Here is a 22,581-nt window from a genome sequence, read left to right as displayed (position 1 = left end):
ACTTCAACTCTGCGGCTGCGGTTCGGGAAACTTCCATTTGCCGCTAAGCGCTTCCGCTCGCGGGCGATACAGCCTGACTGTGTAATTCCAGCCCTTGGTGATCGGCAGGCAGTTCGCTACACCGCTCTCGCACCCGCCGAATTGAAGAGTGATAGAGCCATCAGGTCCCCTCTGAGCGGTTAGATTGTTGAGCGAGTAAGCATTGCTCGCATTCTTCTCGTAATATCCGTCCGCATTGTAAACGCTGACTGACCAGAAGCCATCCACAGGCACGTCCTTTACAGTGAGCTTGTAGACTGTGGTGCCGTCGTTCCTGGCTGGCGTGACGTTCAAATAGAGAGCGTCCTTGTCCGGATTGCCGCCCCATGCGGCGGCGGTCGCGATGAGATGCCGAACGGGATCGACCTGCTGCTTCGTTCCAAATCCCTTCCGAAAGTCAGGCAAGGTCGAGGCCAGGATCAGCAGCGCATCGCGAATCTTCTTTTGGCTCGCCGCATCCCAATTCGGAGTTTCAAGTTTTCCGGGGGCCTTCTGGCTGACCTTCACCGCATCTTGCAGTGCGTGAACCTGCTCCACATCCTTCGGATCGTTGGGATTCACAAGAGTCCGGATCGCCGTAACGATGTAGCGGGATCCGGTGTTCTCCTTCGTGAAAGTGTGCGATCCTTTGCCGTAGAACACGGCTGGTACGTAGTGGTCTTCATTGATGACCATCAGCGACATGAATCGTTTGCCTGCATCGGGCAACGTGATCGTGACTGGTCCCGCGTCAAGATCGAATACGCCCGATGTGTAAAGCGTGTCGCGGTTGAGACGAATGACAATTTGATGATCAATCGACGCTGGCTCACGCCGATGAAGCAATTTCCCCAAGCCTCCCTGCTTGGCAAGGTTGCTTACGTAGAGATCAGTCTCGGCGCGAATGAAATTGTCGACGGTGACTGGCACCGCAGCAGCCGGTGTCTGCGCATGCGTTGCGCTGCCGATTGCCGATGCCGCTAAGCAAACCGAGACAAGCGTCCGGATTTTCATTTTCTTGTTGCTCCCCTGCCAGGCTCGCAAGAATTGCGTAGAACTCACGTCAGAACAAGAGAAAACGTCTGTTCGTGGCCCGAACTGGCTTAGTGAGAGCCATCCGGTCCGGCCCGTACTGACTCAAAGCGGTCGTCCCGACCACCCGCTTGATCCTTCCCTTTGGCACGTTAAACTCGATCGAAATGGTGGGGAGAACAATCATGTTTGAGCGGGCATTGACGGCCTTCATTCTCGCTGCTGCAGCCTTCACGTCTTCAGGCACGTCAGCGAGAGCTGCCTCCGAGGCCGAAACCCAAGCCATCGCCAAGGATGCCTATATCTACTCCTATGCCATGCTGGAGAGCTATCAGACCTGGCGAGCCCAAGCGATCGACAAGAGCTTTTCCGGTTACGTCGGCGGCTTCAATACGTTCCGCCACTACTCCGAGCCGTTCACTCCGGACAACAAGGACATCGTCACACCAAACAACGACACGCCCTATTCCTGGGCATGGCTTGACCTGCGAGCCGAACCAATTGTCGTGAGCGTCCCGGCAGTGCCGAAAGAACGCTACTATGTCATGCAATGGATCGACCTGTTCACCCAGAATTTTGCTTACATCGGCGTGCGGTCAACCGGGTTTCGAGCTGGCAACTATCTGATTGCCGGGCCGAAGTGGAAGGGCAGCAAGCCCGCCGGCATCAAGCAGGTTTTCAAGGCTGAAACGGAAATCGTCGGGACATTGACGCGCACCGCCCTGCAAGGTCCGGACGACGTTCCCAACGTCAAGGCGCTCCAGGCTCAATACAAGCTGCAACCCCTTAGTGCCTTCTTGAAACGGCCCGCACCAACCACCGCACCTGCCATTGACTTTCCGGCCTATGACAAGGGCAAGGCGCGAAGCCACGATTTCATCGGTTACTTGAATTTCCTGCTGCAGTTCGCCGAGCCGCCCGTTCCCAGCGAGGTCGCAATCCGCAAGCGCTTTGAAAAGATCGGCATTGGCCCGGGGAAACCGTGGGATGCGTCTAAGGTTGATCCGGCGACGCTTGCAGCAATCGATGCCGGAGTGAAGGACGGACAGGCGGAAATTGATGCACTGGCGGCCAAGACTTTCAGCACCAATGGCCTATTCGGGTCCCGCGCACAGTTGAAGACAAACTACCTGCAGCGTGACGTCGGCGCGATGAAGGGCCTGTACGGCAACTCGCTGGAGGAAGCATGGTATGGCGGCTACGTCTGCGACGGAAGCAAACCGTCAACCGTGCATTTCACCAAGGCGAACCTTCCGCCGGCAAGGTTCTTCTGGTCCATGACGCTGTACACGCTTCCCGACCGCTTCCTGTATGCAAATTCGATCAATCGCTACTCAATCGGCGACCGGACCAAAGGGCTGCAGTATGGCAAGGATGGTTCGTTGACGATCTATGTGAGCAACGTTTCGCCGGGGAAAGATAAGGAAAGCAACTGGCTGCCGGCTCCGGCAGCCAAATGCAGCCTCGTCGCCCGCGTCTATGGCCCGAGCAAGGCGGCTATGAGCGGAGCCTGGAAACTTCCGCCGCTGGAGGCGGAAAAGTGATGGGTTTCGCATTTTGACCTAAGCAGAAGTGTTCGATCGAGCCGGCCAGCGCGACAAGACACTTTTGCATCCGTCAAGCAGCGGACGTAGATAACTCTGATCAAGGTCGAATTTGAATTCGTGCGACTGGGTCAAGTGGTCGGGTGTCAACGTGACTGTTACCGCGATATGCCCGCGAGAGCGGGACTGAATTGCAATCTCCAAATTCGGCTCCAAACAACGCAGCGCGGCTTCGCCGACCAAAGCCCCATGAAGCGTTTGCAATTGTTCAGCGAACTCCGCCAACTCGGGGACGCTTACAAATGCTCCCTTTGCTTCGACTACTGCACCGGTTGCTTCAACCCGCGCCCGAACATTCAGCCAATTTCCATCCCAATGGTCGGCGGCATCGGGAAATTGACGACCAAACACCCAAAGCGAGAACCCGCCGAACTTAAGGTCTGGTTCGACCGAGCCCATTATTGGCTCCACCACGGCACAGACCTGCACACGGATGGCGCGTCGTCGCGTGCGCCATCCGCTCCTCCAATCGATCTCTTGCGAAGAAAAAAGAGCCTTAGGCCTTCAGGTCCGTGATCCGCATGATCGCGACCACATTCCCATCGTTGTACGCCTGTTCTTTTGTTTCCTTGTTACAGGTCCAGACAAAATTCTTCTTGCCCGTAAAGGTCTTTTCCTCCTGCTCGAGCCGAAGCTCACCTTCGGTGATATGGCAGATCATGGCATTCATCATCGGGGGACCCATGGTCTTCGATCCCGGCTGCATAATGACATCGCGCATCGAGACCGTCTTGAATCCCGGGATCAGGGATGGTGTCTCGCCTTCATATTCACGCACCACGACACCTGGCCAAGGTGCCGTATCCTTGTAGCCCGTGGCCTGAGCCTCGGCGGGCTTGATCATGGCAGTCGAAACCGCTGCCAACGCGATTCCCAGTGCGGACCTTCGATCGACCTTCCTCATCGCTTTTCTCCCGACGTTACCGAACGAGCCGCCGCAAATGCAGCGCGCAAGGTTCGTGGTGAACGGTGGTGCGAAACCGAAAAAAGAACGGCCTCTAAGAGAGCGTGCCTGCCGATGGCACCAGTGCTGCTCGTTTGCCCGGACGGTGATTTCGGCACGTCCCGCTTCAAGGGGCGTGACATTCTACGCCACCTGACGCATCCGGGGAACAGGTGGCGTTGCACGAAGACACTGCGGCCTGTCGGAAATGTCCGAAATTGGCCCGGGCTGTGTGAAAACGTTTTTACACGGCCAAGGCCCTTAGCCGACATGAACCAAGTGCGCCTCGCGTGTCCGCACCCGGCGCTGATGCGGGCATTCGTCGGCAGGCGGATTGATGGGCATACGTCCAGTGCTTCCCGGAATGCCGCCCCCGAAGGCAGTCCCGCTTTGATCTAGATCAAGATCGCCTTAATCGAGTGAGTGTCACCTGTATCAACTTCAGGGCGGCCGGTGCGGCGCCGCGGCATCCGTGGATCGAATAGAGGCCGCGCGCAGATTGGGATGTTGGACCACGGTCCGATATCACGCGAGGATTTTGCCACGTAGCGTGGAAAAGATCGGCTGGGAGGTGACGCCTTGCGAGCGAAGTCCAGGCGCGCGCGCGATATCGCCATTTGCGATGGTCCATCAGATATCAAAAAATGATCTGCACACCCGACGGGTCGTTCCGCATGGGATCGGACAAGCATTATCCGGAGGAGGCGCCGGCACACCTTCGATGCATCAGTCGAGGAGTTTCCCAATGCATCATAAACAGGAGAGCGTAGCCATGTTGAGTTCTACATTGCCCGACGAGCCGTCGCCCTCTACTGGAACGCGGCCCCGCAAGACATCTGGCTGGCTCAAGGGGGCCTGCGCCTCGTTGCTCAGCACGACGATGCTGATGGCGTTGTCCGGGCCGGTCAGTTCGCCGGCCTTGGCGCAAAACCAGCAAAAACCGAACATTCTCTTCATCATGGGGGACGACATCGGCTGGATGCAGCCGAGCATCTACCACCGCGGATTGATGGTCGGGGAGACGCCGAATATCGATCGCATTGGCAACGAAGGCGCGATGTTCACGCACTACTACGCTGAGCAGAGCTGCACGGCCGGGCGTACGGCCTTCCTCACCGGCATGCAGCCGGTTCGCGTCGGCATGACCTTGCCGGAAATTCCCGGCAGCCCATCCTATCTGCGGCCCGGGACGCCGTCGCTTGCCAGGTTCCTGCTCGATCTCGGTTACAACACCGGGGAGTTCGGCAAGAATCATCTCGGCGACCACACCGACTCGCTGCCGACTGCGCATGGTTTCCAGGAATACTGGGGCTACCTGTATCACCTCGATGCCATGCAGGGGGTGAGCTTCCCCGACATCAACAAGACCGCGTCCCAGCAGACTGTCGCGCCGCCATGCAAGAACACTCCGATCCCCGGCGTGCCCGAGGTCCCCGGTGCGGTGGATCCCAAGACCACGGTCTGCCTGACGCCACCGCGTCCGATGCTCGCGTGCAAGTCCTCGGATGGTACCGCCAAGAACATGACATGCAAGGACGAGGGCCCGCTGACCCTCGATCGATCGAAGGGGATCGACGAGGAAATCTCGGCCAAGGTCGTCGACTTCCTCGATCGCAACGACCCGCGCCGCAGCAACAAGCCGTTCTTCGTCTGGTACAATCCGGCGCGCATGCACATCACGACCGTGCTGAACGACAAGTACCTGGGGATGGTGGGCGAGCCCGGCGGCAAGGATTGGGGCATCAATGAAGCCGGCATGAAGCAGATGGACGACAACATCGGCGTGGTGCTCAAGAAGCTCGAAGACATGGGCCAACTCGACAACACGATCGTCGTCTTCACCACCGACAACGGCGCCGAGACAATTACCTTCCCGGACGGCGGCGTCACACCGTTCAAGGGCGGCAAGTTGAGTACCTGGGAGGGCGGCATGCGCGCCCCGATGGTGATCCGGTGGCCAGGCGTCATCAAGCCCGGCACGGTGAAGAACGAAATGTTTTCTGCCCTTGACTGGCTTCCGACTCTCGTCGAGATCGCCGGCGGGCCCAAAGGCGACGCACTGAAGCAGCGGATCGAGGCCGGTGAGTATCCCGGCATCGTCAAGACCACGCTCGATGGCATCAACCAGATCGAGTACCTGAGTGGCAAGTCCGACAAGTCGCCACGCGACCACTTCTTGTATTACTCCAGCACAACCCCGTCGGCGGTTCGCTACAAGAACTGGAAAATGTACTTCGCAATGGTGTCCGACGACCCGGCGGGCTTCGTTTCGGGAGTGCAGCCCTACTCCTGGACCCAGGTCGTCAACATCAAGCGCGATCCCTTCGAAACCTCGGTGGGTTCGCAACAGAAGACACTCTTTGGTATGGGCGGCGCGATTGCTTCTCCGTCGACCGCTTACGTCTATGATTGGAACCTGCTGCCCATCGGCCAGCAGCTTTGGTTGATGCACCTTGAGTCTTACATCAAATTCCCGCCGCTGCAGGACCCGGCCAGCTACAACCTTGAACAGGTCATGCGGCAAGTCAGGAATATGAAGACGGCTGGCCGAAGCGACTAATGACAAACATCAGGTCGCGATTGTGAACAACAGAAGCGGCCGGCCGAAAGCGCCGGCCGCCTGTCCCCCGGCATCTAGAAACCCCACGAGAAACGCAAGATGAGCTCTCAACGAAGAAGGATGGGAAGCGGATCTTTGCATTCGAATAGGTGAGGTCGCCGGCTGACCTTCACGCCCTGTACTCAGCGGATTCGTCGGCAGGCGGATTGATGGCTAGACGCCCCGGATCGAGGTGCGTGCCGAGCACCACTTTGCAAACAACAAAAAAGCCGGCGTTGCCGCCGGCTTTCGTGTCTCTTGGTTCGTCGCTGCGCGATCAGTGCGCGGCTTCGAGAGCGGCGGCTTCCTGCCGGGCAATCGTGCCCTTGACGGCCGACTGCACCTTCTCGAACGCGCGGACCTCGATCTGCCGCACGCGCTCGCGCGACACGCCGAACTCGGCGGCGAGGTCTTCCAGCGTCATCGGCTCGTCCGCCAGGCGCCGCGCCTCGAAGATGCGGCGTTCGCGCGGGTTGAGCACGCCGATCGCACCGTTCAGGGCCTGGCGGCGATGATCGAACTCCTCGCTCTCGGCCATCAGGGCTTCGGCGTTGGGCGAGTTGTCGACCAGCCAGTCCTGCCATTCGCCGGCTTCGCCGTCGTCGCGGATCGGGGCGTTGAGCGACGCGTCACCGCCGAGGCGGCGGTTCATGTCGATCACGTCCTGATCGGTCACGCCGAGGCGCTTGGCAATCAGCTTCACCTGGTCGGGGTGGAGATCACCCTCTTCCAGGGCGGAGATCTTGCTCTTCGCCTTGCGCAGGTTGAAGAAGAGCTTCTTCTGGTTCGCGGTGGTGCCCATCTTCACGAGCGACCAGGAACGCAGAATGTACTCTTGTATTGACGCCTTGATCCACCACATGGCGTAAGTGGCGAGACGGAAGCCCTTCTCGGGCTCGAATCGCTTCACCGCCTGCATCAGGCCGACATTGCCTTCCGAGACGACCTCGGAGATCGGCAAGCCGTAGCCGCGATAGCCCATGGCGATCTTGGCCACGAGCCTGAGATGGCTGGTGACGAGCTTATGCGCCGCGTCGCGATCGTCATGCTCGCGCCAACGCTTGGCGAGCATGTACTCCTGCTGGGGTTCCAGCATCGGGAACTTGCGGATCTCGGCGAGGTATCGAGAGAGGCCGGATTCTCCATTGAGGACCGGCAACGTAGCTGTACGGGCCATTTGAGCGCCCTCCAGTGGTTCAGGCCCCCGATAGCGGCGGGCCCGGCAGGTGGCCGCTGGGTTAAAGCCGGCCATGCTGCGATGTTCCGCGCTGGATATTCAGCGCAGGTGCAACATACACCAAACTGTCCGTGATAGGGAAGGATTGCTGACGTCACGTCCCCGTGTGGCAGGTATAACCTGTTGTCATAACGCGGCTTTTCCGGGAGGGGTGCGCCATACCGCCGCTTCCAGCGCCCGTTGCAGAAGAAGCAAATCCTCCGGCAAAGGCGCCTCCCAGTGCAAAAGTTCTCCGGTCCGGGGGTGCTCCAATGCCAGCAGATAGGCGTGCAGGGCCTGCCGGCCGAGCGCGGTGAGTGCGTCCTTACCTTCCACGCCGAGCTGCCCGGCCTTGGTCTTGAAGTGAGCGCCGTAGACGCTGTCGCCGAGCAGCGGATGGCCGAGATGGGCGAGGTGCACCCGGATCTGATGGGTCCGCCCGGTCTCGAGCCGGCACGCCAGCAGCGAGGCGACCGGCTTGCCGTCGCGGCCGGCAAAGCTCGAGAGCACCTCGAAATGGGTGATCGCCTCGCGGCCGCCCTGGCGCACCGCCATCTTCTCGCGGGCATGCGGGTGACGGTCGATCGGCGCGTCGATCGTGCCGTGGGGCCGGTTCGGCACGCCCCAGACGAACGCCATGTAGCCGCGCTCCATCGGGCCGGTGCGGCCATGGTCGGCGAACTGCGCGGTCAGCGACTGGTGGGCGTGGTCGTTCTTGGCGACCACCATCAGTCCCGTGGTGTCCTTGTCGAGGCGATGCACGATGCCCGGCCGCTTGACCCCGCCGATGCCGGACAGGCTCGAGCCGCAATGCGCGATCAGCGCGTTGACCAGCGTTCCGCTGGCGTGGCCTGCGGCGGGATGCACCACGAGGCCCCTCGGCTTGTCGATGACGATGATGTCGTCGTCCTCGAACACGATATCGAGCGCGATGTCTTCGCCTTGGGGTTCGGCGGGCGTGGCCTCCGGCACGTCGATTATGATCGTATCGCCCTTGGCGACATGATAAGCGGGGTCGCGGACGACGGCGTCCTTGACGGTCACGGAACCGGCGAGGATCAGCGCCTTCAGCCGGGACCGCGACAGCTCGGGACTGCGCTGCGCGAGCACGCGGTCGAGCCGGGCCGAGCCCTCGTCGCCGGCGACGACGACCTCCAGCTTCCGACCGCCATTCGAAGAGACTTGTTGCGAAGACACTTGCAAAGATAGAGCCTTGTGATGACCGACACCGCTGTGACCGAACCGACCCCCGACCAGGCCGCGCTGATCGCGCGGGTGCGGCGCATGATGCTGATCGCGGGCCTGACCTCGGCACTGGCCGTGGCGGTCGTATTGATTGCCATCGGCTACCGCCTTTATCGCAGCGAGGGAAGCCCCGTTTCCGTTTCCGACGTCACTGCTGCGCTGCCGAAAGGCGCGCGCATCGTCGCCACCGGTGTCGCCGGCGAGCGATTGATCCTCACGCTTGATGTGGGCGGTGCAACAGAGATTCGCACATTTGATGCAAAGACGCTGAAACCTGTCGGCAGGCTGAGCTTCGTCAACGAACCCTGATCGCAGCGGTCGCGAAGCCGCGCAGTCGATCAACCAAAAGCTGCAGCGTATTTTTTGCGCATGCGTTCGCGCATCGAGAAGGTGTGCCGCCATCTTTTCGGCCGAGTTGCACGTTCAGCTTGCGCCATGTCGCGATCCAACCCGAGCGCTTCCATCGAACAGTCTGGTGAGTCCGATGTGTCGGGCTCGTGCGCCGACCCGACGCGCCGCGCGGTGTTGACCGCACTCGCGAGCTGCGCCTGCCTCGCCGCGATCGAGCCTGCGGCCGCCGACGATGACGAACAGCCCGGCGCCAATGAGCGGCCGCAAAAAGCCGATCGGCTCGTGCGTGCCGAAGGCGACAAGGCGGGCCAGGTCATCAAGTCGGAAGATCTGACCTTGGGCGGCCCGCCCATTCGCGCCTGGCCGCAGGATCCGAACACCTCGGTCGTCCGCAAGGGCTCGCGGCTGAACGAGGTCGTGCTGGTCAAGCTCGATCCGAGCGAACTCGACGATGCCACGCGCGCCCGCGCCCCCGACGGCATCGTCTGCTACTCGGTCGTCTGCACGCATGCCGGATGTCCGATCACTGCCTGGTTGAAGGAAGAGCAGGGCGACAAGAACGTTCTGAAATGCCTCTGTCACAACTCCGAATACGATCCGCGGCAGAATGCGCAGGTCGTGTTCGGGCCGGCGCCACGTCGCCTCGCGGCATTGCCGCTGACGGTTGCCGACGGCGCGATCACGGTCGCAGCGCCATTCGTCGGAAAGGTGGGTGCTCAGCAAGGAGGATGAGGCCACATCGGGATTTCTGCATGACCTAAACTGAAAAAATCAAAACAGAGCAGGGAGGTAGCATCTCATGACAAGCAAGCAGTGGTTACTGTCGAGTTGCGTCGCATTCACGTGCCTCATTTCGACCTATGCCGTCGCGGGGCCGATCGAAAACTACAGTTCGGTGACCTCAGCGCGTCTCGAAAATCCCGAACCCGGCAACTGGATGCTGTATCGCCGGACCTATGACGGACAGGGGTATAGTCCGCTCAACCAGATCAACACCTCCAACGTCAAGGACCTCAAGCCGGTCTGGACGTTCTCGACCGGCGTCATCGAGGGCCATGAGGCGCCGCCGATCGTCAACAACGGCGTGATGTTCGCCGCGACCCCGATGGGGCAGGTGATCGCGCTCAACGCCAAGACCGGCGAGGAATATTGGCGCTACAAGCGGCAGCTTCCCGACGATCTGTTCCAGCTGCACCCGACCAGCCGTGGCGTCGGCCTGTGGCAGGACAAGGTCTACTTCGCCACCACCGACGACCATGTCGTCGCGCTCGACGCCAAGACCGGCAAGGTGGTCTGGGACACCAAGGTCCAGGACTACAAGAAGGGTCAGTATCTGACGCTGATGCCGCTGGTGATCGACGGCAAGGTGATCGTCGGCGGCTCCGGCGGCGAGTTCGGCGTGCGCGGCTATGTTGTCGCCTACGATGCCGAGAGCGGCAAGGAGCTCTGGCGCACCTTCACCATCCCCGGCGAAGGCGAGCCCGGGCACGAGACCTGGAGCGGCGACGACTGGAAGTCGGGCGGTGGCTCCGCCTGGATGACCGGCACCTACGACAAGGACAACAAGACGATCCTCTGGGGCGTCGGCAACGCTGCGCCGTGGCCGGGCTCGGCTCACGCCGGCGACAACCTCTACACCAGCTCGGTGATCGGCCTCGATCCCGAGACGGGCAAGATCAAGAAGCACTTCCAGTACCACCAAAACGATTCCTGGGACTGGGACGAGGTCGACGCGCCGATGCTGGTCGACCTGCAGCGTGACGGACGTTCGTTCAAGAGCCTGATCCACCCGGGACGCGACGCGATCTTCTGGGTGCTCGAGAACAAGCCGGACAAGATCAACTACGTGTCCGGCTGGCCGTTCGTGAAGACCAATGTCTGGAAGGGCATCGAGGCCGAGACCGGCCGGCCGATCGTCGATCCCGAGCACAAGCCGGTGATCGGCAAGCGGGTCGAGTTCTGCCCGTCGCTGTGGGGCGGCAAGGATTGGCCGTCGGCGGCGTACAGCCAGAGCACCAAGCTCGTCTACGTTCCCGCCAACGAGAATTTCTGCGGCGGCTTCACGGGCGAGAAGCAGCCGCTGGTGCCCGGCCAGCTCTGGCTCGGCACCAAGCCGGAGGACATCGGACTGACGCCGGCACCGAACGCCGATCATTTCGGCGAGTTGCAGGCGTGGGATCCGGCCACCGGCAAGAAGGTCTGGCAGCACGACTTCAAGACCTCGCAGCTGTTCGGCTCGGTGACGGCGACCGCGGGCGACCTGGTTCTCGCCGGCGGCACCAATGACCGGATGTTCCGCATCTTCAACGCCAAGACCGGCGAGCTGTTGTGGGAGCAGAAGACCAACTCCGGTATCATGGCGATGCCGATGTCCTATGAGGTCGACGGAACGCAATACATCGCGGTCCAGTCGGGCTGGGGCGTCGACGCGCAGCGCATCCAGGACGCCCTGGCCGGCAAGGTCAAGGGCTTCGAGAACAACGTCCCGCAAGGCGGCGTGATCTGGGTGTTCGCGCTCGACAAGAAGTGAGCGCGCAATCAGGAGCGTGATCCGATTGAATCGGATCATGCTCCCAAGCTTTTGTCGGACTCAGCGACAGGGGGCGATGCGATCGGGAAGCGGCGGCTGGGGAGACCGCCGCTTCCCGGTCTGCGCTTGCTTTATTTGCCCTTGGTGTCGACCTTCCGCTTCTCGTCGTCGTTCATCTGCTTGATCGTGGGGTCGCGGCTCGCTTCGCCGGTGGTCTGACCTGTGGTCGACGGCGGGCCGCTGCTCGGAACCGAGCTCTGGTCGGGCAGCACCTTGGCCGGGCGCGTTGCGGTCGCTTTCGGCGGCGAGTCCGACTGCGCGAGCGCAGCCTGTGTCGCAAAAAGAAAGACGCCCGCGGACAAGGCGGCCGCGAGCGTCCCGAATGTCTGAGGCGGGGTTCTCATCGATCTGCTCTCTCTAAAGCGCGATCGATGAGAACGGCCCGTCTCGCCTAACGTTCCAGCCTCAGGTCTCCAGCTGTTTGCCGATCGGAAGGGCGCGGATGCGCTTTCCGGTCGCGGCAAAGATCGCGTTGATCAAGGCCGGCGCAAACGGCGGCACGCCGGGCTCGCCGACGCCGCTCGGCGGGGTGTCGGCGCCGGGCGGCACGATGTAGACGTTGGTGATCACAGGCGACTCGTCCATCCGGATCACCGGGAAGTCGTCGAAATTGCCCTGCTGCACCTTGCCGTCCTTGAAGCTGATCTCGCCGTATTTGGCCAGACTCAACCCCATGATCGCAGCGCCTTCTATCTGCGAGTGGATCCGCTCCGGATTGACGTAAGTACCGCAATCGATCGCGGTATCGACCCGCGGCACCGAGAACTTGCCCTTGTCGTCGACCGCCACCTCGACGATGGTCGCGATGTAGCTGACGAAGGAGCGATGCACCGCGATGCCGAGGCCGTGGCCCTTCGGCACCTTGCGGCCCCACTCGCCCTTTTCGGCGACCAGCTCGACCACCTTGCGTAAGCGTGCGGTGTCGATCGGGTAGCTGTCATAGGGCTCGCCGTAGTTCCAGGGATCCTTCACCGAGGACAGGTTGACGATCCGCGGGCTTCCGATCAGCTCCAGCAGCATGTCCTTCTGGTCGCGGCCCGTCGCATGCGCGATTTCCCCGACCATGGATTGCACCGCGAAGGCGCGCGGGATGTTGGAGACCGAGCGGAACCAGCCGATCCGCGTGAACGCGGCCGCTTCCGGATTCTCGCATTGCAGGTTGGCGATCTCGAACGGGTTGTCGATCAGGCCCATGCCGAGCTCGAACGGCGCCTCGTGATTGGCGCCGGCGGCGAAGGTCGAGGCGATGGTCGGCGCCACGCTGCGGTGCCGCCACGCAATCACCTTGCCGCTCTTGTCGAGGCCGGCCTCGATCCGTTCCACCGAGACCGTGTGCAGGAAGTCGTGATGCACGTCGTCTTCACGGGTCCACTGCACCTTGACCGGCGCGCCGAGCTCCTTCGACAGCAATGCCGCCTCGAGCGCGAAGTCGCATTTCGACTTGCGGCCGAAGCCGCCGCCGAGCAGCGTCACGTTGACGGTGACATTGTCCTCGGGGATGCCGAGCGTCTTGGCGACATCCTCGCGGGTGCCGCCGGGGCTCTGCACCGGCGCCCAGATCGTGGCCTTGTCGCCCTTGACGTCGGCAACCGCGACCGGCGGCTCCATGCTGACATGGGCGAGATGCGGCAGATAGTATTCGCCGGTTATAACCTTGTCGGCACTCTTCAGGGCCGCATCGACGTCGCCTTCCTTGCGCACCACGAGGCCGGGCTTGCGCGCGGCTTCCTCGAGCGAGGCACGATAGGTGACGGAGTCGTATTTGGCGTTGGCGCCGTCGTCCCAGACGATCTTCAGCGCGTCGCGGCCCTTGATCGCGGCTCCGGTGTTGCCCGCGATCACGGCCACGCCGCCGAGCGGCTGGAACTTGGACGGCCAGGGCCAGCCCTTGACCTCCATCACCTTCTCGACGCCCGGCACCTTCTTGGCCGCGCTGTCGTCGAACGATTTGAGCTTGCCGCCGGTGACCGGCGGACGCGCGATCACGGCGTATTTCAGGCCGGGCAGCCGGACATCGGCGCCGTAATGCGCCTTGCCGGTGGTGATGTCGTGCAGGTCGACGATCGAGACCTGGCCCTTGCCGAGATAGCGGAAGTCCTTCGGGTCCTTCAGCTTGAGGCCCTCGACGCTCGGCACCGACTCTTTCGCGGCGTCGGCCGCGAGTTCGCCGAAGCCTATCTTCCGGCCGCTCGCGCTGTGCACCACCTCGTGGTTCTGCGCCTTCACCTCGGTGACCGGCACGCCCCATTTCTTGGCGGCGGCGGCTTCCAGCATCGAGCGCGCCGAGGCGCCGATCTGGCGCATCGGGATCAGATAATGCCGCGTGCTGCGCGAGCCGTCGGTGTCCTGGTTGCCGAACTTGACCTCGTCGCCATGCGCCTGCTGGACATGGACGCGCGACCAGTCGGCCTCCATCTCCTCGGCGACGATCAAGGGCAGGCTGGTGCGCACGCCGGTGCCCATCTCGGAGCGGTGCGCCAGGATGGTCACGATGCCGTCAGGGGCGATCGCGACGAACACGCGCGGATCGACCACGACGCCGTGCGGCATCTTGCCGGCGCCGGTCTCATAGGCGAACGCCTGGCGCGTCATCACGGGTGCGGCGAGCACGAAAGAGCCGGCGATGCCGAGCCCCTTGAGGATGCTGCGGCGCGAAACGTTCTCGACCTTCACGTGCTTCTCGAAGCCGCGAAGCTTGCCGGGATTGGTGCGGATATTCATGTCACACCCCCGTCGATGCGAGATGGACCGCATTCTCGATCCGCTGGTAGCAGCCGCAGCGGCAGATATTGCCCGCCATGGCTTCGCGGATCTGGTCGTGGCTCGGCTTCGGGTTCTGGTCCAGCAGCGCCGCGGCCTGCATGATCTGGCCGGCCTGGCAGTAGCCGCACTGCGGCACGTTGACCTGGCGCCAGGCCTTCTGCACCGGATGGTCGCCGGTCGGATGCAGCCCCTCGATGGTGGTGACCTCGCGGCCGACGACGTCGGACACCGAGGTGATGCAGGCGCGGACCGCCTCCTTGTCGACGATCACGGTGCAGGCGCCGCACAGCGCCTGGCCGCAGCCGAACTTGGTGCCCGTGAGGCCTGCTTCGTCACGGAGATACCAGAGCAGCGAAAGATCCGGGTCGCCGTCCCAATTCTGTTCCTGGCCGTTGATTTTTAGTTTGATCATGGTCTGTCCTCGCTCTGCCTAAGCTATTGACCTGTGCGGCGCGAGGTGCGGAACGTCTTCCATGGCCTGCGACCGCGCTGATGTTTGTTGTGCCAAGATATTCGTGAGCCAAATTTTGCCGTGCGCCAAAGGGCCTGCGCGCTTTGTTCCAAGCACTCCTCTCGCTTGTCCGGCGCCGTGCGGGGCGCAGCATGGTGAATGGCTGCGATGTTAGCAGAGGCCGGCGACGGGTGACTTCACAGGCAGGTGTTTTGCATTTCCATTTGGCGAAAGCAGGGCCGCCGTTGCACGACGCAGACATGACATCCTGACGTGGTCATCATGCAATCGGCGCGGCGCGGCCGCACCGCTGGTCCGTGCGCGCGGTGCACCGAGGCCTTTCGGGCAGGGCGCTCTCGGACCGCCGCCGCACCCGAACGGCGTTCGGCGTGGTAAGCATGGCCGGCAAAATCCCCGCCGCAATGCACAAGGCATCTTGCGGCAACCTGATTTCAAGGCTATTGCCTTTCCCCTCAACGCTCCCTTCGTCTAGCGGTTAGGACGCGGCCCTCTCAAGGCTGAAACAGGGGTTCGATTCCCCTAGGGAGCGCCAGAGAATTCAATAACTTAGAAAAGCGATGGAGAAGTCGTCGAATATCCGTTGAATAAGCGTCGGCGGACATTGGCGAACCCCAACACACTGATTCAGGTATCCGGCCACGCGCAGGTTCGCGCGCATGGATCCGACAACTCCGTTGACAATTCGAGCGGCAGTGATCGCCGCAACGACATGCAATCCCCCTCCAAGCACGCGAAATGCTCGCATCTAATTGGCCGCGCTCCATGCGCTGAATGCGCGATGCTTACGGGTGCGCAAATGAAGGCTTCCGCATCTTCAGCGGTGCGACCGAGTTCGGACTAGGTCCACAAGAAGACCGCACCCGCGACAGCGATCGGGAATAGCATTTTGTTAGCCGGCATTTGCTGAAGAATGAATCTGGACTTGTACGGACCGTGCGGGTCAGTCTTGAGCTGACCGCGCGCGATCCGCGATCCAAGGAGGTCGCTGCGAAGCTCTAGTCAGCAAGAATCAGTCTACGGAGACTCGCCTCCGAGCTGCGACACGATCCAATCCGCAAATGCGCGCACCGCGGAGCGTTGCCGGCTGGCACGGGGATAGACGAGGCGGTGACCAATGTAGCGGATATCGGTTGCGCGTCCCACCAGGGGGGCGACCAATCGTCTGGAGGCCAGTTCTCGCTCGGCCAGCAGGGTGGACTCCAGTGCCACGCCCAACCCTTCCGCTGCCGTCGCAATCGCCAGAAAGCTGCGATCAAACCTCATGCCGTGAAGCGCCGGCGCTTCCAATCCGTTGGCAGCGAACCATTGATGCCATTGAATTTGCTTCACGTCGGAACGAATGAGCGTCTGATCGAAGAGATCGGACGGTTTCCTGATCGATTTCGCAAGCGCGGGCGAGCAGAGTGGGGTGACCGTCTCCTCCTTGAGCGGAATGACCTCGAGGCCCTCGGCGCGGGGCTGACCGTAGACGATATCGATATCGAAATCGTCATTGCTGAAGCGCGCATAGTCGGTGCTTGCGGCGAGGCGAACTTCCAGTTTCGGATAGGCGGCCAGGAATTGGGCAAGCCGCGGCGCAAGCCATTGTGCAGCGAAACTCGGCGCCGAATGAACTCTCACCAGTTGCGGTCCGCGTGCGGCTACTTCCTCGAGACCCCGGCGCAGCTGATCGAAGGCCGCTCCGGTGTGACGCATCAGGTTCTCGCCGGCCGCCGTCAGCCGCACGGCCCGTGCGCTGCGCTCGAACAGGACGGTGCGCAGCGTCCCTTCGAGCTTGCGGATCGCATGACTGACGGCGCTGGGGGTCAGGTGAAGCTCATTCGCCGCATCTCGAAACGATCCGGTGCGCGCAGCGGCTTCAAATACGCGAATTGAGGATATCGGGATGTTCGACAGCATCTCACAAGTGAACCAAATTCATCGATCCGTGACAACTGCGCGTTTGTCGAGGGGCTGTCCGCACGTCATTTTCAGCACAGCAAGGAAGAAACAATCGAAGGGAGGCGTGAATGCTGCTCAGCGGTAAGACGGCGATCATTTCGGGCGCGGCCTCGCCCCGCGGCATAGGGCTTGCCACGGCGCGGCGGTTTGCCGCCGAGGGGGCGCGGGTTGCCATTCTGGATATCGAGGCGGGGGCAGCGGCTGATGCCGCTACCACGCTCGGGCCGACCCATATCGGGCTAGGGTGCAACGTCGCCGACAAAGCCTCGTGCGAGAAGGCCGTCGGCAGCGTGATCGATGCCTTCGGTGTTGTCGACGTGCTCATCAACAATGCGGGCATCACCCAACCGGTCAAGTTCCTCGACATTTCGCCAGCCGATTGGGACCGCATCCAGGACGTCAATCTTAAGGGCATCCTGTTCCTGTCGCAGGCGGTGATTCCGCATATGCGCACCCGGAAGTCCGGGTCGATCGCATGCATGTCGTCGGTTTCGGCGCAGCGCGGCGGCGGCATTTTCGGCGGTCCGCATTATTCCGCTGCGAAGGCTGGGGTCCTCGGCCTCGCCAAGGCCATGGCCCGCGAGTTCGGCCCTGACGGCATTCGTGTCAACTGCGTCACGCCCGGCCTGATCGGCACCGATATCACCGCGGGTAAGCTGACCGACGAGATGAGAGCCCGGATCCTGGAGGGCATTCCGCTCGGCCGGCTCGGCGACGCCAGCGATGTCGCGGGGATCTACACGTTCCTCGCGTCCGATCTGTCTGCCTACGTCACCGGAGCCGTGATCGACGTGAACGGCGGCATGCTAATCCACTGAGCGGGGACAGACAGCAATGGAGACCATATCCAAACCGTTACCCAACGCTCCCACTCTTGCTGAGCGCGCCTACAACGTCCGTCGCAATGCGCTGCGAATGGGGGAGGTGCAGGGACAGGGCTATATCGCGCAAGCGCTCGACATTGCCGACGTCCTTGCGGTGGCCTATTTCCACGCCATGCGTTACCGGCCGGAAGATCCCGCCTGGGAAGAGCGTGACCGCTTTCTGCTGTCAAACGGGCACTACGCTATCGCGCTCTATGCGGCGCTGATTGAAGCCGGGATCGTCCCCGAGCAGGAACTTGAGAGCTATGGCAGCGACGATAGTCGCCTCCCGATGTCCGGGATGGCGTCCTACACGCCGGGAATGGAAATGTCCGGCGGTTCGCTCGGCCTGGGGCTCAGCATCGCCGTTGGCGTGGGGCTTGGGCTGAAGCGGAAGAAATCAACGGCTCGTGTGTACACGCTGTTCTCGGACGGCGAACTCGACGAAGGCTCGGTCTGGGAAGCTATCCAGTCCGCAGGGCACTACAAGCTCGACAATCTGATTGGCATCGTCGATGTCAACAATCAGCAGGCGGATGGTCCGTCGACGCAGGTCATGGCTTTCGAGCCGCTGGTCGAGAAGCTGCAAGCGTTCGGCTGGTTCGCGCAGCGGGTGGATGGCAACGATCTGGATGTCGTGGTGGCAGCATTCGACGCGGCAAAATCGCATTCTGAACCGAAGCCCCGGATGATCATCGCCGACACGCTGATGGGCAAGGGCGTTCCATTCCTGGAGCAGCGCGAGAAAAACCACTTTATTCGCGTCGAGGCACATGAATGGCAGCTTGCGCTTGCCGCGCTAGAAGCCGGGAGGCAGTGATGAAGTCCGTCAGAGCAGCACCGCAGCCAGGTAAGCCGCGCCTGACCACCTCGGCGATGATCGCATCGATCGCGTCTGAGGGGCAGAGGACGAAGCCGGCCCCCTTCGGTCACGCGCTGGTCGAGCTGGCGCGCAACCGGGACGACGTGATCGGGATGACGGCCGACCTCGGCAAGTACACCGATCTGCACATCTTCGCCAAGGAGTTTTCAGATCGCTACTACCAGATGGGCATGGCCGAGCAGCTTCTGTTCGGCGCCGCATCGGGCATGGCAGCCGAAGGCTTCATGCCATTCGCCACGACGTACGCGGTGTTTGCATCGCGCCGTGCGTATGACTTCATCCACCAGACGATTGCCGAGGAAGATCGCAACGTCAAGATCGCCTGCGCGCTGCCGGGCCTGACCTCCGGCTACGGCCCAAGCCACCAAGCGGCGGAGGATCTCGCGCTGTTTCGGGCCATGCCGAACATGACGGTGATCGACCCCTGCGATGCGCTCGAGATCGAACAACTCGTGCCGGCCATCGCCGCGCACAACGGACCGGTCTATACGCGGCTCCTTCGTGGCCAGGTGCCGCTTGTCCTCGATGAGTACGACTACAAATTCGAGCTCGGCAAGGCGAAGACGATTCGCGACGGCAAGGATGTCCTGATTATCTCGTCTGGCCTCATGACCATGCGCGCCCTGGAAGCAGCCCAGGCACTTGCCAGTGATCATATCGATGCGGCCGTGCTTCATGTCCCGACCATCAAGCCGCTTGATACCGAGACGATCCTGCGCGAGGCAGGGAAGGGCGGTCGTCTCGTCGTCGTGGCGGAGAACCACACGTTGATAGGTGGCCTCGGTGAGGCGGTTGCCGCGCTCCTGATGCGCGCGGGTGTACATCCGATCTTCCGGCAGATTGCGTTGCCAGATGAGTTCCTCGACGCCGGCGCGCTTCCGACGCTGCATGATCGCTACGGTATTTCGACGTCGGCGGTCGCACGGCAGATCAAGCAATGGCTCTAGCGGCACGCGCTTAGCGCCAATCAGGAATGGGCAACATTTTCCCGCCTGCATATCTCGTGCAGGCGACGACTGATGGCTGCTGTCATTCTGCCGGCGTCCGAGAGCCGGTGCAAGTCCAACGGAGGAGAAGCATGCGGTGCATCAAGCGCGCCGCGAAAGAACCGACATTGTTCGGTTCAGCACAAGGAGGAATCATGACTTCGCGTAGACATTCGCCTCTCAGCCGACGGTCGGTGTTGATGGGAGCCGCTGCCGTGCCGCTGTGCGGCATTCTCACGCGTGGGGCGTTCGCGGCCGAATTCACCTACAAGTTCGCGACGGGGCAGGATCCGACGCATCCCGTCAACATCCGCGCGCAGGAGGCGATTGACCGCATCCGCGAAGCTACTGGTGGGAGGCTGGAGATCAAGCTGTTTCCTGCCAACCAGCTCGGCTCCGATACAGAGCTTCTGACCCAAGTCCGCAATGGCGGCGTGGAGTTCTTCAATCAGTCCTCGTCGATCCTCGCCACCCTGGTGCCGAGTGCCGGCATCGTGAACACCGGCTTTGCATTCGCTGATTACGAAACCGTCTGGAAGGCGATGGACGGCGACCTGGGGGCTTACATCCGCGCCCAGATCGCGAAGACACCGATTATGGCGGTCTCGAAGATCTGGGATAACGGCTTTCGGCAGGTGACGTCATCCGGCCGCGAGATAAGGACGCCCGACGATCTGAAGGGCTTTAAGATTCGCGTTCCGCCGGCGCCAATCCTGACCTCGCTGTTCAAGGCGCTCGAAGCCGGGCCCGCGCCGATCAACTTCAACGAAGTCTACTCTGCGTTGCAGACCAAGGTCGTCGATGGGCAGGAAAACCCTTTGCCAATCATCGCAACCACACGGCTCTACGAAGTCCAGAGTACCTGCAGCCTGACCGGTCACGTCTGGGACGGATACTGGGTCCTCGGAAACAAGCGCGCATTCGAGCGCTTGCCGAAAGACGTGCAGGAAATCGTCGCGCGCGAGCTCGACCGTTCGGCAGCCGACCAGCGAGCCGACATTGCAGAGCTGAGCCAGTCACTTCGTGCCGACCTCGCTGCAAAAGGCCTCAAATTCGCCGATGTCGACCGAGCCGCCTTCCGCAAGGCACTGTCGAAGACCAGCTTCTATGCCGACTGGAAGGCAAAGTTCGGCGATGAAGCGTGGACCCAGCTCGAGAAGGCCGCGGGGCAACTCTCATGACCGCCGTCAATCACACACCGAACATCGAGCCGAGCGTGGCGGTAGGCGGACCGCAATCCAGCTTGCAACTGTGGGCCGCAAACGCGAACAAAGTGCTCGGTCATGTCGTGGCGATCCCCGCCGCACTTCTGGTGCTGGCCGAGATCGTAGTGTTATCGGCCGGCATCGTCGGAAGGTATGTCTTCCATTCGCCGATCATCTGGTCCGACGAGCTCGCCGGCATCCTATTCTTGTGGCTCGCCATGCTGGGGTCCGTGATTGCCTTTCAGCGGGGCGAGCACATGCGGATGACGGCCATCATTGGCATGCTCAGGGCGGATACCCGAGCATTTCTGGACGTTGTTGCCGCGGCGGCCTCATTGGCGTTTCTTGTGCTGGTGATCCATCCGGCCTACGAATTTGCGGCCGACGAGGTGTTCGTCACGACGCCAGCGCTTGAAATCGTCAACAGCTGGCGTGCTGCAGCGCTGCCTGTTGGGATCGGCTTGATGCTGGTCGCGGCAGTGCTTCGGCTTGTGCGCATCGCCAGCCTGCGGAGCATGGTGACGGCCTTGGCGCTCGTTGCGGCCATCATCACTGCGTTTGCGGCGCTGGCCCCGGTGTTGACGCCGCTCGGCAATCTGAATCTGCTGATTTTCTTCGTCTGCGTGGTCGGCGCCATGGTATTTGCGGCGGTGCCGATCGCGTTTGCGTTCGGCCTCGCGACGGTGGGCTATTTGACACTTACGACCAGTACCCCCGACGTCGTCGTCATTGGGCGCATGGACGAGGGCATGAGCCATCTGATCCTGCTCGCCGTGCCGCTGTTCGTGTTCCTGGGGCTCCTGATCGAGATGACTGGCATGGCGCGTGCCATGGTCAGCTTCCTTGCAAGCCTGCTTGGGCACGTTCGCGGTGGCCTGCACTACGTTCTGGTGGGTGCGATGTATCTGGTCTCCGGCATTTCCGGCTCCAAGGCGGCCGACATGGCAGCGGTGGCCCCCGTGCTGTTTCCGGAGATGCGGCAGCGCGGTGCCAAGCCCGGCGACCTCGTGGCCCTCCTGGCGGCAACGGGCGCACAGACCGAAACGATTCCACCTTCATTGGTGTTGATCACAATCGGATCGGTCACGGGAGTATCGATCTCCGCGCTGTTCACGGGCGGCCTCCTGCCGGCGATCGTGCTCGCTATCATGCTCGCCACGGTGGTCTGGTGGCGATATCGCGGCGAGGATCTATCGCACGTCACGCGGGCGAGGAGGCGGGAGATCGGCCGCGCCTTCATCATCGCGCTTCCCGCGATTGCGCTGCCGTTCGTGATCCGCACCGCGGTGGTCGAGGGCGTTGCGACGGCGACGGAGGTGTCCACGATAGGCATCGTCTATTCCGTATTCGCGGGCCTCGTGATCTACCGGCAATTCCCCTGGCAGCGGATCTACCCGATGCTGGTGGAGACGGCGTCCCTTTCCGGCGCAATCCTGCTCATTATCGGTGCGGCGACTGGAATGGCGTGGGCGCTTACCCAATCCGGTTTCTCGGCCTCACTTGCCAAGTTCATGACCGCGCTTCCCGGTGGCGTGCCGATGTTCCTCGCCGTGACAATCGTCGCCTTCGTCATCTTGGGGAGTGTCCTCGAAGGCATTCCGGCCATCGTGCTGTTCGGGCCGCTGCTGTTCCCGATTGCCCGTCAGGTCGGCGTTCATGACGTGCATTATGCGATGGTCGTCGTTCTGGCGATGGGCATCGGTCTGTTCGCTCCGCCATTCGGTGTCGGCTATTATGCCGCCTGCGCCATCAGCCGGATCAACCCCGATGAAGGCATGAAGCCGATCGTCGGCTACATGCTCGCGCTATTGATTGGCACGCTCATTGTCGCCGCCGTGCCCTGGATCTCGATCGGTTTCCTGTAGGAGAG

19 protein-coding genes and 1 tRNA gene are annotated in these 22,581 nt (G+C 62.1%); 11 read left to right on the top strand and 9 right to left on the bottom strand.

All coding sequences use genetic code 11. The annotated features are described in order from the left end of the window. Positions 1 to 3 precede the first annotated feature (3 nt). A complete protein-coding gene (locus AC1VNY_RS29815) occupies positions 4 to 1,032 on the bottom strand; it encodes a DUF1214 domain-containing protein (protein WP_482407863.1) in 1,029 nt (342 codons plus the stop codon). Positions 1,033 to 1,235: 203 nt separating this feature from the next. Between AC1VNY_RS29815 and AC1VNY_RS29810 the strand changes: the two genes are divergently transcribed. Beyond that, complete coding sequence (locus AC1VNY_RS29810; protein WP_482407862.1) at positions 1,236 to 2,594, top strand: DUF1254 domain-containing protein; 1,359 nt, start codon at positions 1,236 to 1,238, stop codon at positions 2,592 to 2,594. Positions 2,595 to 2,612: 18 nt separating this feature from the next. Here the strand turns inward: AC1VNY_RS29810 and AC1VNY_RS29805 are convergent, their stop codons facing one another. Continuing rightward, positions 2,613 to 3,053 carry a WapI family immunity protein gene (locus AC1VNY_RS29805; RefSeq protein ID WP_482407861.1) on the bottom strand — a complete coding sequence of 147 codons (441 nt, stop codon included), beginning with the start codon at positions 3,051 to 3,053 and terminating at the stop codon, positions 2,613 to 2,615. A gap of 97 nt (positions 3,054 to 3,150) precedes the next feature. After that, positions 3,151 to 3,558, bottom strand: a complete 408-nt coding sequence (locus tag AC1VNY_RS29800) for a hypothetical protein (RefSeq protein WP_482407860.1) — start codon at positions 3,556 to 3,558, stop codon at positions 3,151 to 3,153. Positions 3,559 to 4,477: 919 nt separating this feature from the next. Here AC1VNY_RS29800 and AC1VNY_RS29795 point away from each other — a divergent pair. Continuing rightward, the gene (locus AC1VNY_RS29795) at positions 4,478 to 6,157 is read left to right on the top strand and encodes an arylsulfatase (protein ID WP_482407880.1); all 1,680 of its coding nucleotides are present in this window, start codon (positions 4,478 to 4,480) and stop codon (positions 6,155 to 6,157) included. A 316-nt stretch (positions 6,158 to 6,473) separates the two neighbouring features. Here the strand turns inward: AC1VNY_RS29795 and rpoH are convergent, their stop codons facing one another. Both rpoH and AC1VNY_RS29785 read right to left on the bottom strand, forming a co-directional pair. Then, positions 6,474 to 7,373 carry an RNA polymerase sigma factor RpoH gene (gene rpoH, locus AC1VNY_RS29790; protein ID WP_028343435.1) on the bottom strand — a complete coding sequence of 300 codons (900 nt, stop codon included), beginning with the start codon at positions 7,371 to 7,373 and terminating at the stop codon, positions 6,474 to 6,476. A 186-nt stretch (positions 7,374 to 7,559) separates the two neighbouring features. Beyond that, entirely contained in the window at positions 7,560 to 8,609 is a 1,050-nt protein-coding gene (locus AC1VNY_RS29785; RefSeq protein WP_482407859.1) for an RluA family pseudouridine synthase, read from the bottom strand. Positions 8,610 to 8,630: 21 nt separating this feature from the next. On the opposite strand from AC1VNY_RS29785, the gene AC1VNY_RS29780 reads away from it, so the two are divergent. From AC1VNY_RS29780 to AC1VNY_RS29770, 3 genes are all read left to right on the top strand, one after another. Further along, on the top strand, positions 8,631 to 8,966 hold the full coding sequence (locus AC1VNY_RS29780) for a hypothetical protein (RefSeq protein WP_018269854.1): 336 nt from the start codon (positions 8,631 to 8,633) through the stop codon (positions 8,964 to 8,966). Between the two features lie 126 nt (positions 8,967 to 9,092). Further along, on the top strand, positions 9,093 to 9,740 hold the full coding sequence (locus AC1VNY_RS29775) for a QcrA and Rieske domain-containing protein (RefSeq protein WP_482407858.1): 648 nt from the start codon (positions 9,093 to 9,095) through the stop codon (positions 9,738 to 9,740). 67 nt (positions 9,741 to 9,807) lie between these two features. Continuing rightward, positions 9,808 to 11,538 carry a methanol/ethanol family PQQ-dependent dehydrogenase gene (locus AC1VNY_RS29770; protein ID WP_482407857.1) on the top strand — a complete coding sequence of 577 codons (1,731 nt, stop codon included), beginning with the start codon at positions 9,808 to 9,810 and terminating at the stop codon, positions 11,536 to 11,538. Between the two features lie 131 nt (positions 11,539 to 11,669). Here the strand turns inward: AC1VNY_RS29770 and AC1VNY_RS29765 are convergent, their stop codons facing one another. From AC1VNY_RS29765 to AC1VNY_RS29755, 3 genes are all read right to left on the bottom strand, one after another. Beyond that, positions 11,670 to 11,942: a hypothetical protein gene (locus tag AC1VNY_RS29765; RefSeq protein ID WP_482407856.1), complete on the bottom strand. Its 273-nt coding sequence runs from the start codon at positions 11,940 to 11,942 to the stop codon at positions 11,670 to 11,672. Between the two features lie 61 nt (positions 11,943 to 12,003). Next, positions 12,004 to 14,319 carry a xanthine dehydrogenase family protein molybdopterin-binding subunit gene (locus tag AC1VNY_RS29760; protein ID WP_482407855.1) on the bottom strand — a complete coding sequence of 772 codons (2,316 nt, stop codon included), beginning with the start codon at positions 14,317 to 14,319 and terminating at the stop codon, positions 12,004 to 12,006. A 1-nt stretch (position 14,320) separates the two neighbouring features. Next, positions 14,321 to 14,773, bottom strand: coding sequence for a (2Fe-2S)-binding protein (locus tag AC1VNY_RS29755; protein ID WP_028333166.1), 453 nt, complete (start codon positions 14,771 to 14,773; stop codon positions 14,321 to 14,323). Positions 14,774 to 15,290: 517 nt separating this feature from the next. Between AC1VNY_RS29755 and AC1VNY_RS29750 the strand changes: the two genes are divergently transcribed. Beyond that, a tRNA-Glu gene (locus tag AC1VNY_RS29750) sits at positions 15,291 to 15,365 on the top strand. 482 nt (positions 15,366 to 15,847) lie between these two features. Here the strand turns inward: AC1VNY_RS29750 and AC1VNY_RS29745 are convergent. Continuing rightward, positions 15,848 to 16,732 (bottom strand): LysR substrate-binding domain-containing protein, encoded by an 885-nt coding sequence (locus AC1VNY_RS29745; protein ID WP_482407854.1) that lies wholly within the window; start codon positions 16,730 to 16,732, stop codon positions 15,848 to 15,850. Between the two features lie 110 nt (positions 16,733 to 16,842). Between AC1VNY_RS29745 and AC1VNY_RS29740 the strand changes: the two genes are divergently transcribed. The 5 genes from AC1VNY_RS29740 (at position 16,843) to AC1VNY_RS29720 (ending at position 22,576) form a co-directional block, all read left to right on the top strand. Next, on the top strand, positions 16,843 to 17,592 hold the full coding sequence (locus tag AC1VNY_RS29740; RefSeq protein ID WP_482407853.1) for an SDR family NAD(P)-dependent oxidoreductase: 750 nt from the start codon (positions 16,843 to 16,845) through the stop codon (positions 17,590 to 17,592). A gap of 16 nt (positions 17,593 to 17,608) precedes the next feature. Continuing rightward, a complete protein-coding gene (locus AC1VNY_RS29735) occupies positions 17,609 to 18,457 on the top strand; it encodes a transketolase (protein WP_482407852.1) in 849 nt (282 codons plus the stop codon). Continuing rightward, on the top strand, positions 18,457 to 19,467 hold the full coding sequence (locus AC1VNY_RS29730) for a transketolase family protein (RefSeq protein WP_482407879.1): 1,011 nt from the start codon (positions 18,457 to 18,459) through the stop codon (positions 19,465 to 19,467). Before AC1VNY_RS29735 ends, AC1VNY_RS29730 begins: the two co-directional genes overlap by 1 nt. Before the next feature lie 194 nt (positions 19,468 to 19,661). After that, a complete protein-coding gene (locus AC1VNY_RS29725) occupies positions 19,662 to 20,687 on the top strand; it encodes a TRAP transporter substrate-binding protein (protein ID WP_482407878.1) in 1,026 nt (341 codons plus the stop codon). Further along, complete coding sequence (locus tag AC1VNY_RS29720) at positions 20,684 to 22,576, top strand: TRAP transporter large permease (RefSeq protein WP_482407851.1); 1,893 nt, start codon at positions 20,684 to 20,686, stop codon at positions 22,574 to 22,576. The genes AC1VNY_RS29725 and AC1VNY_RS29720 overlap by 4 nt, the downstream gene beginning before the upstream one ends. Positions 22,577 to 22,581 lie beyond the last annotated feature (5 nt).

The organism is Bradyrhizobium ferriligni (genome assembly GCF_056837965.1).
Note: the sequence above shows the minus strand (reverse complement) of the source record. Positions and strands in the feature narration are given on the sequence as shown.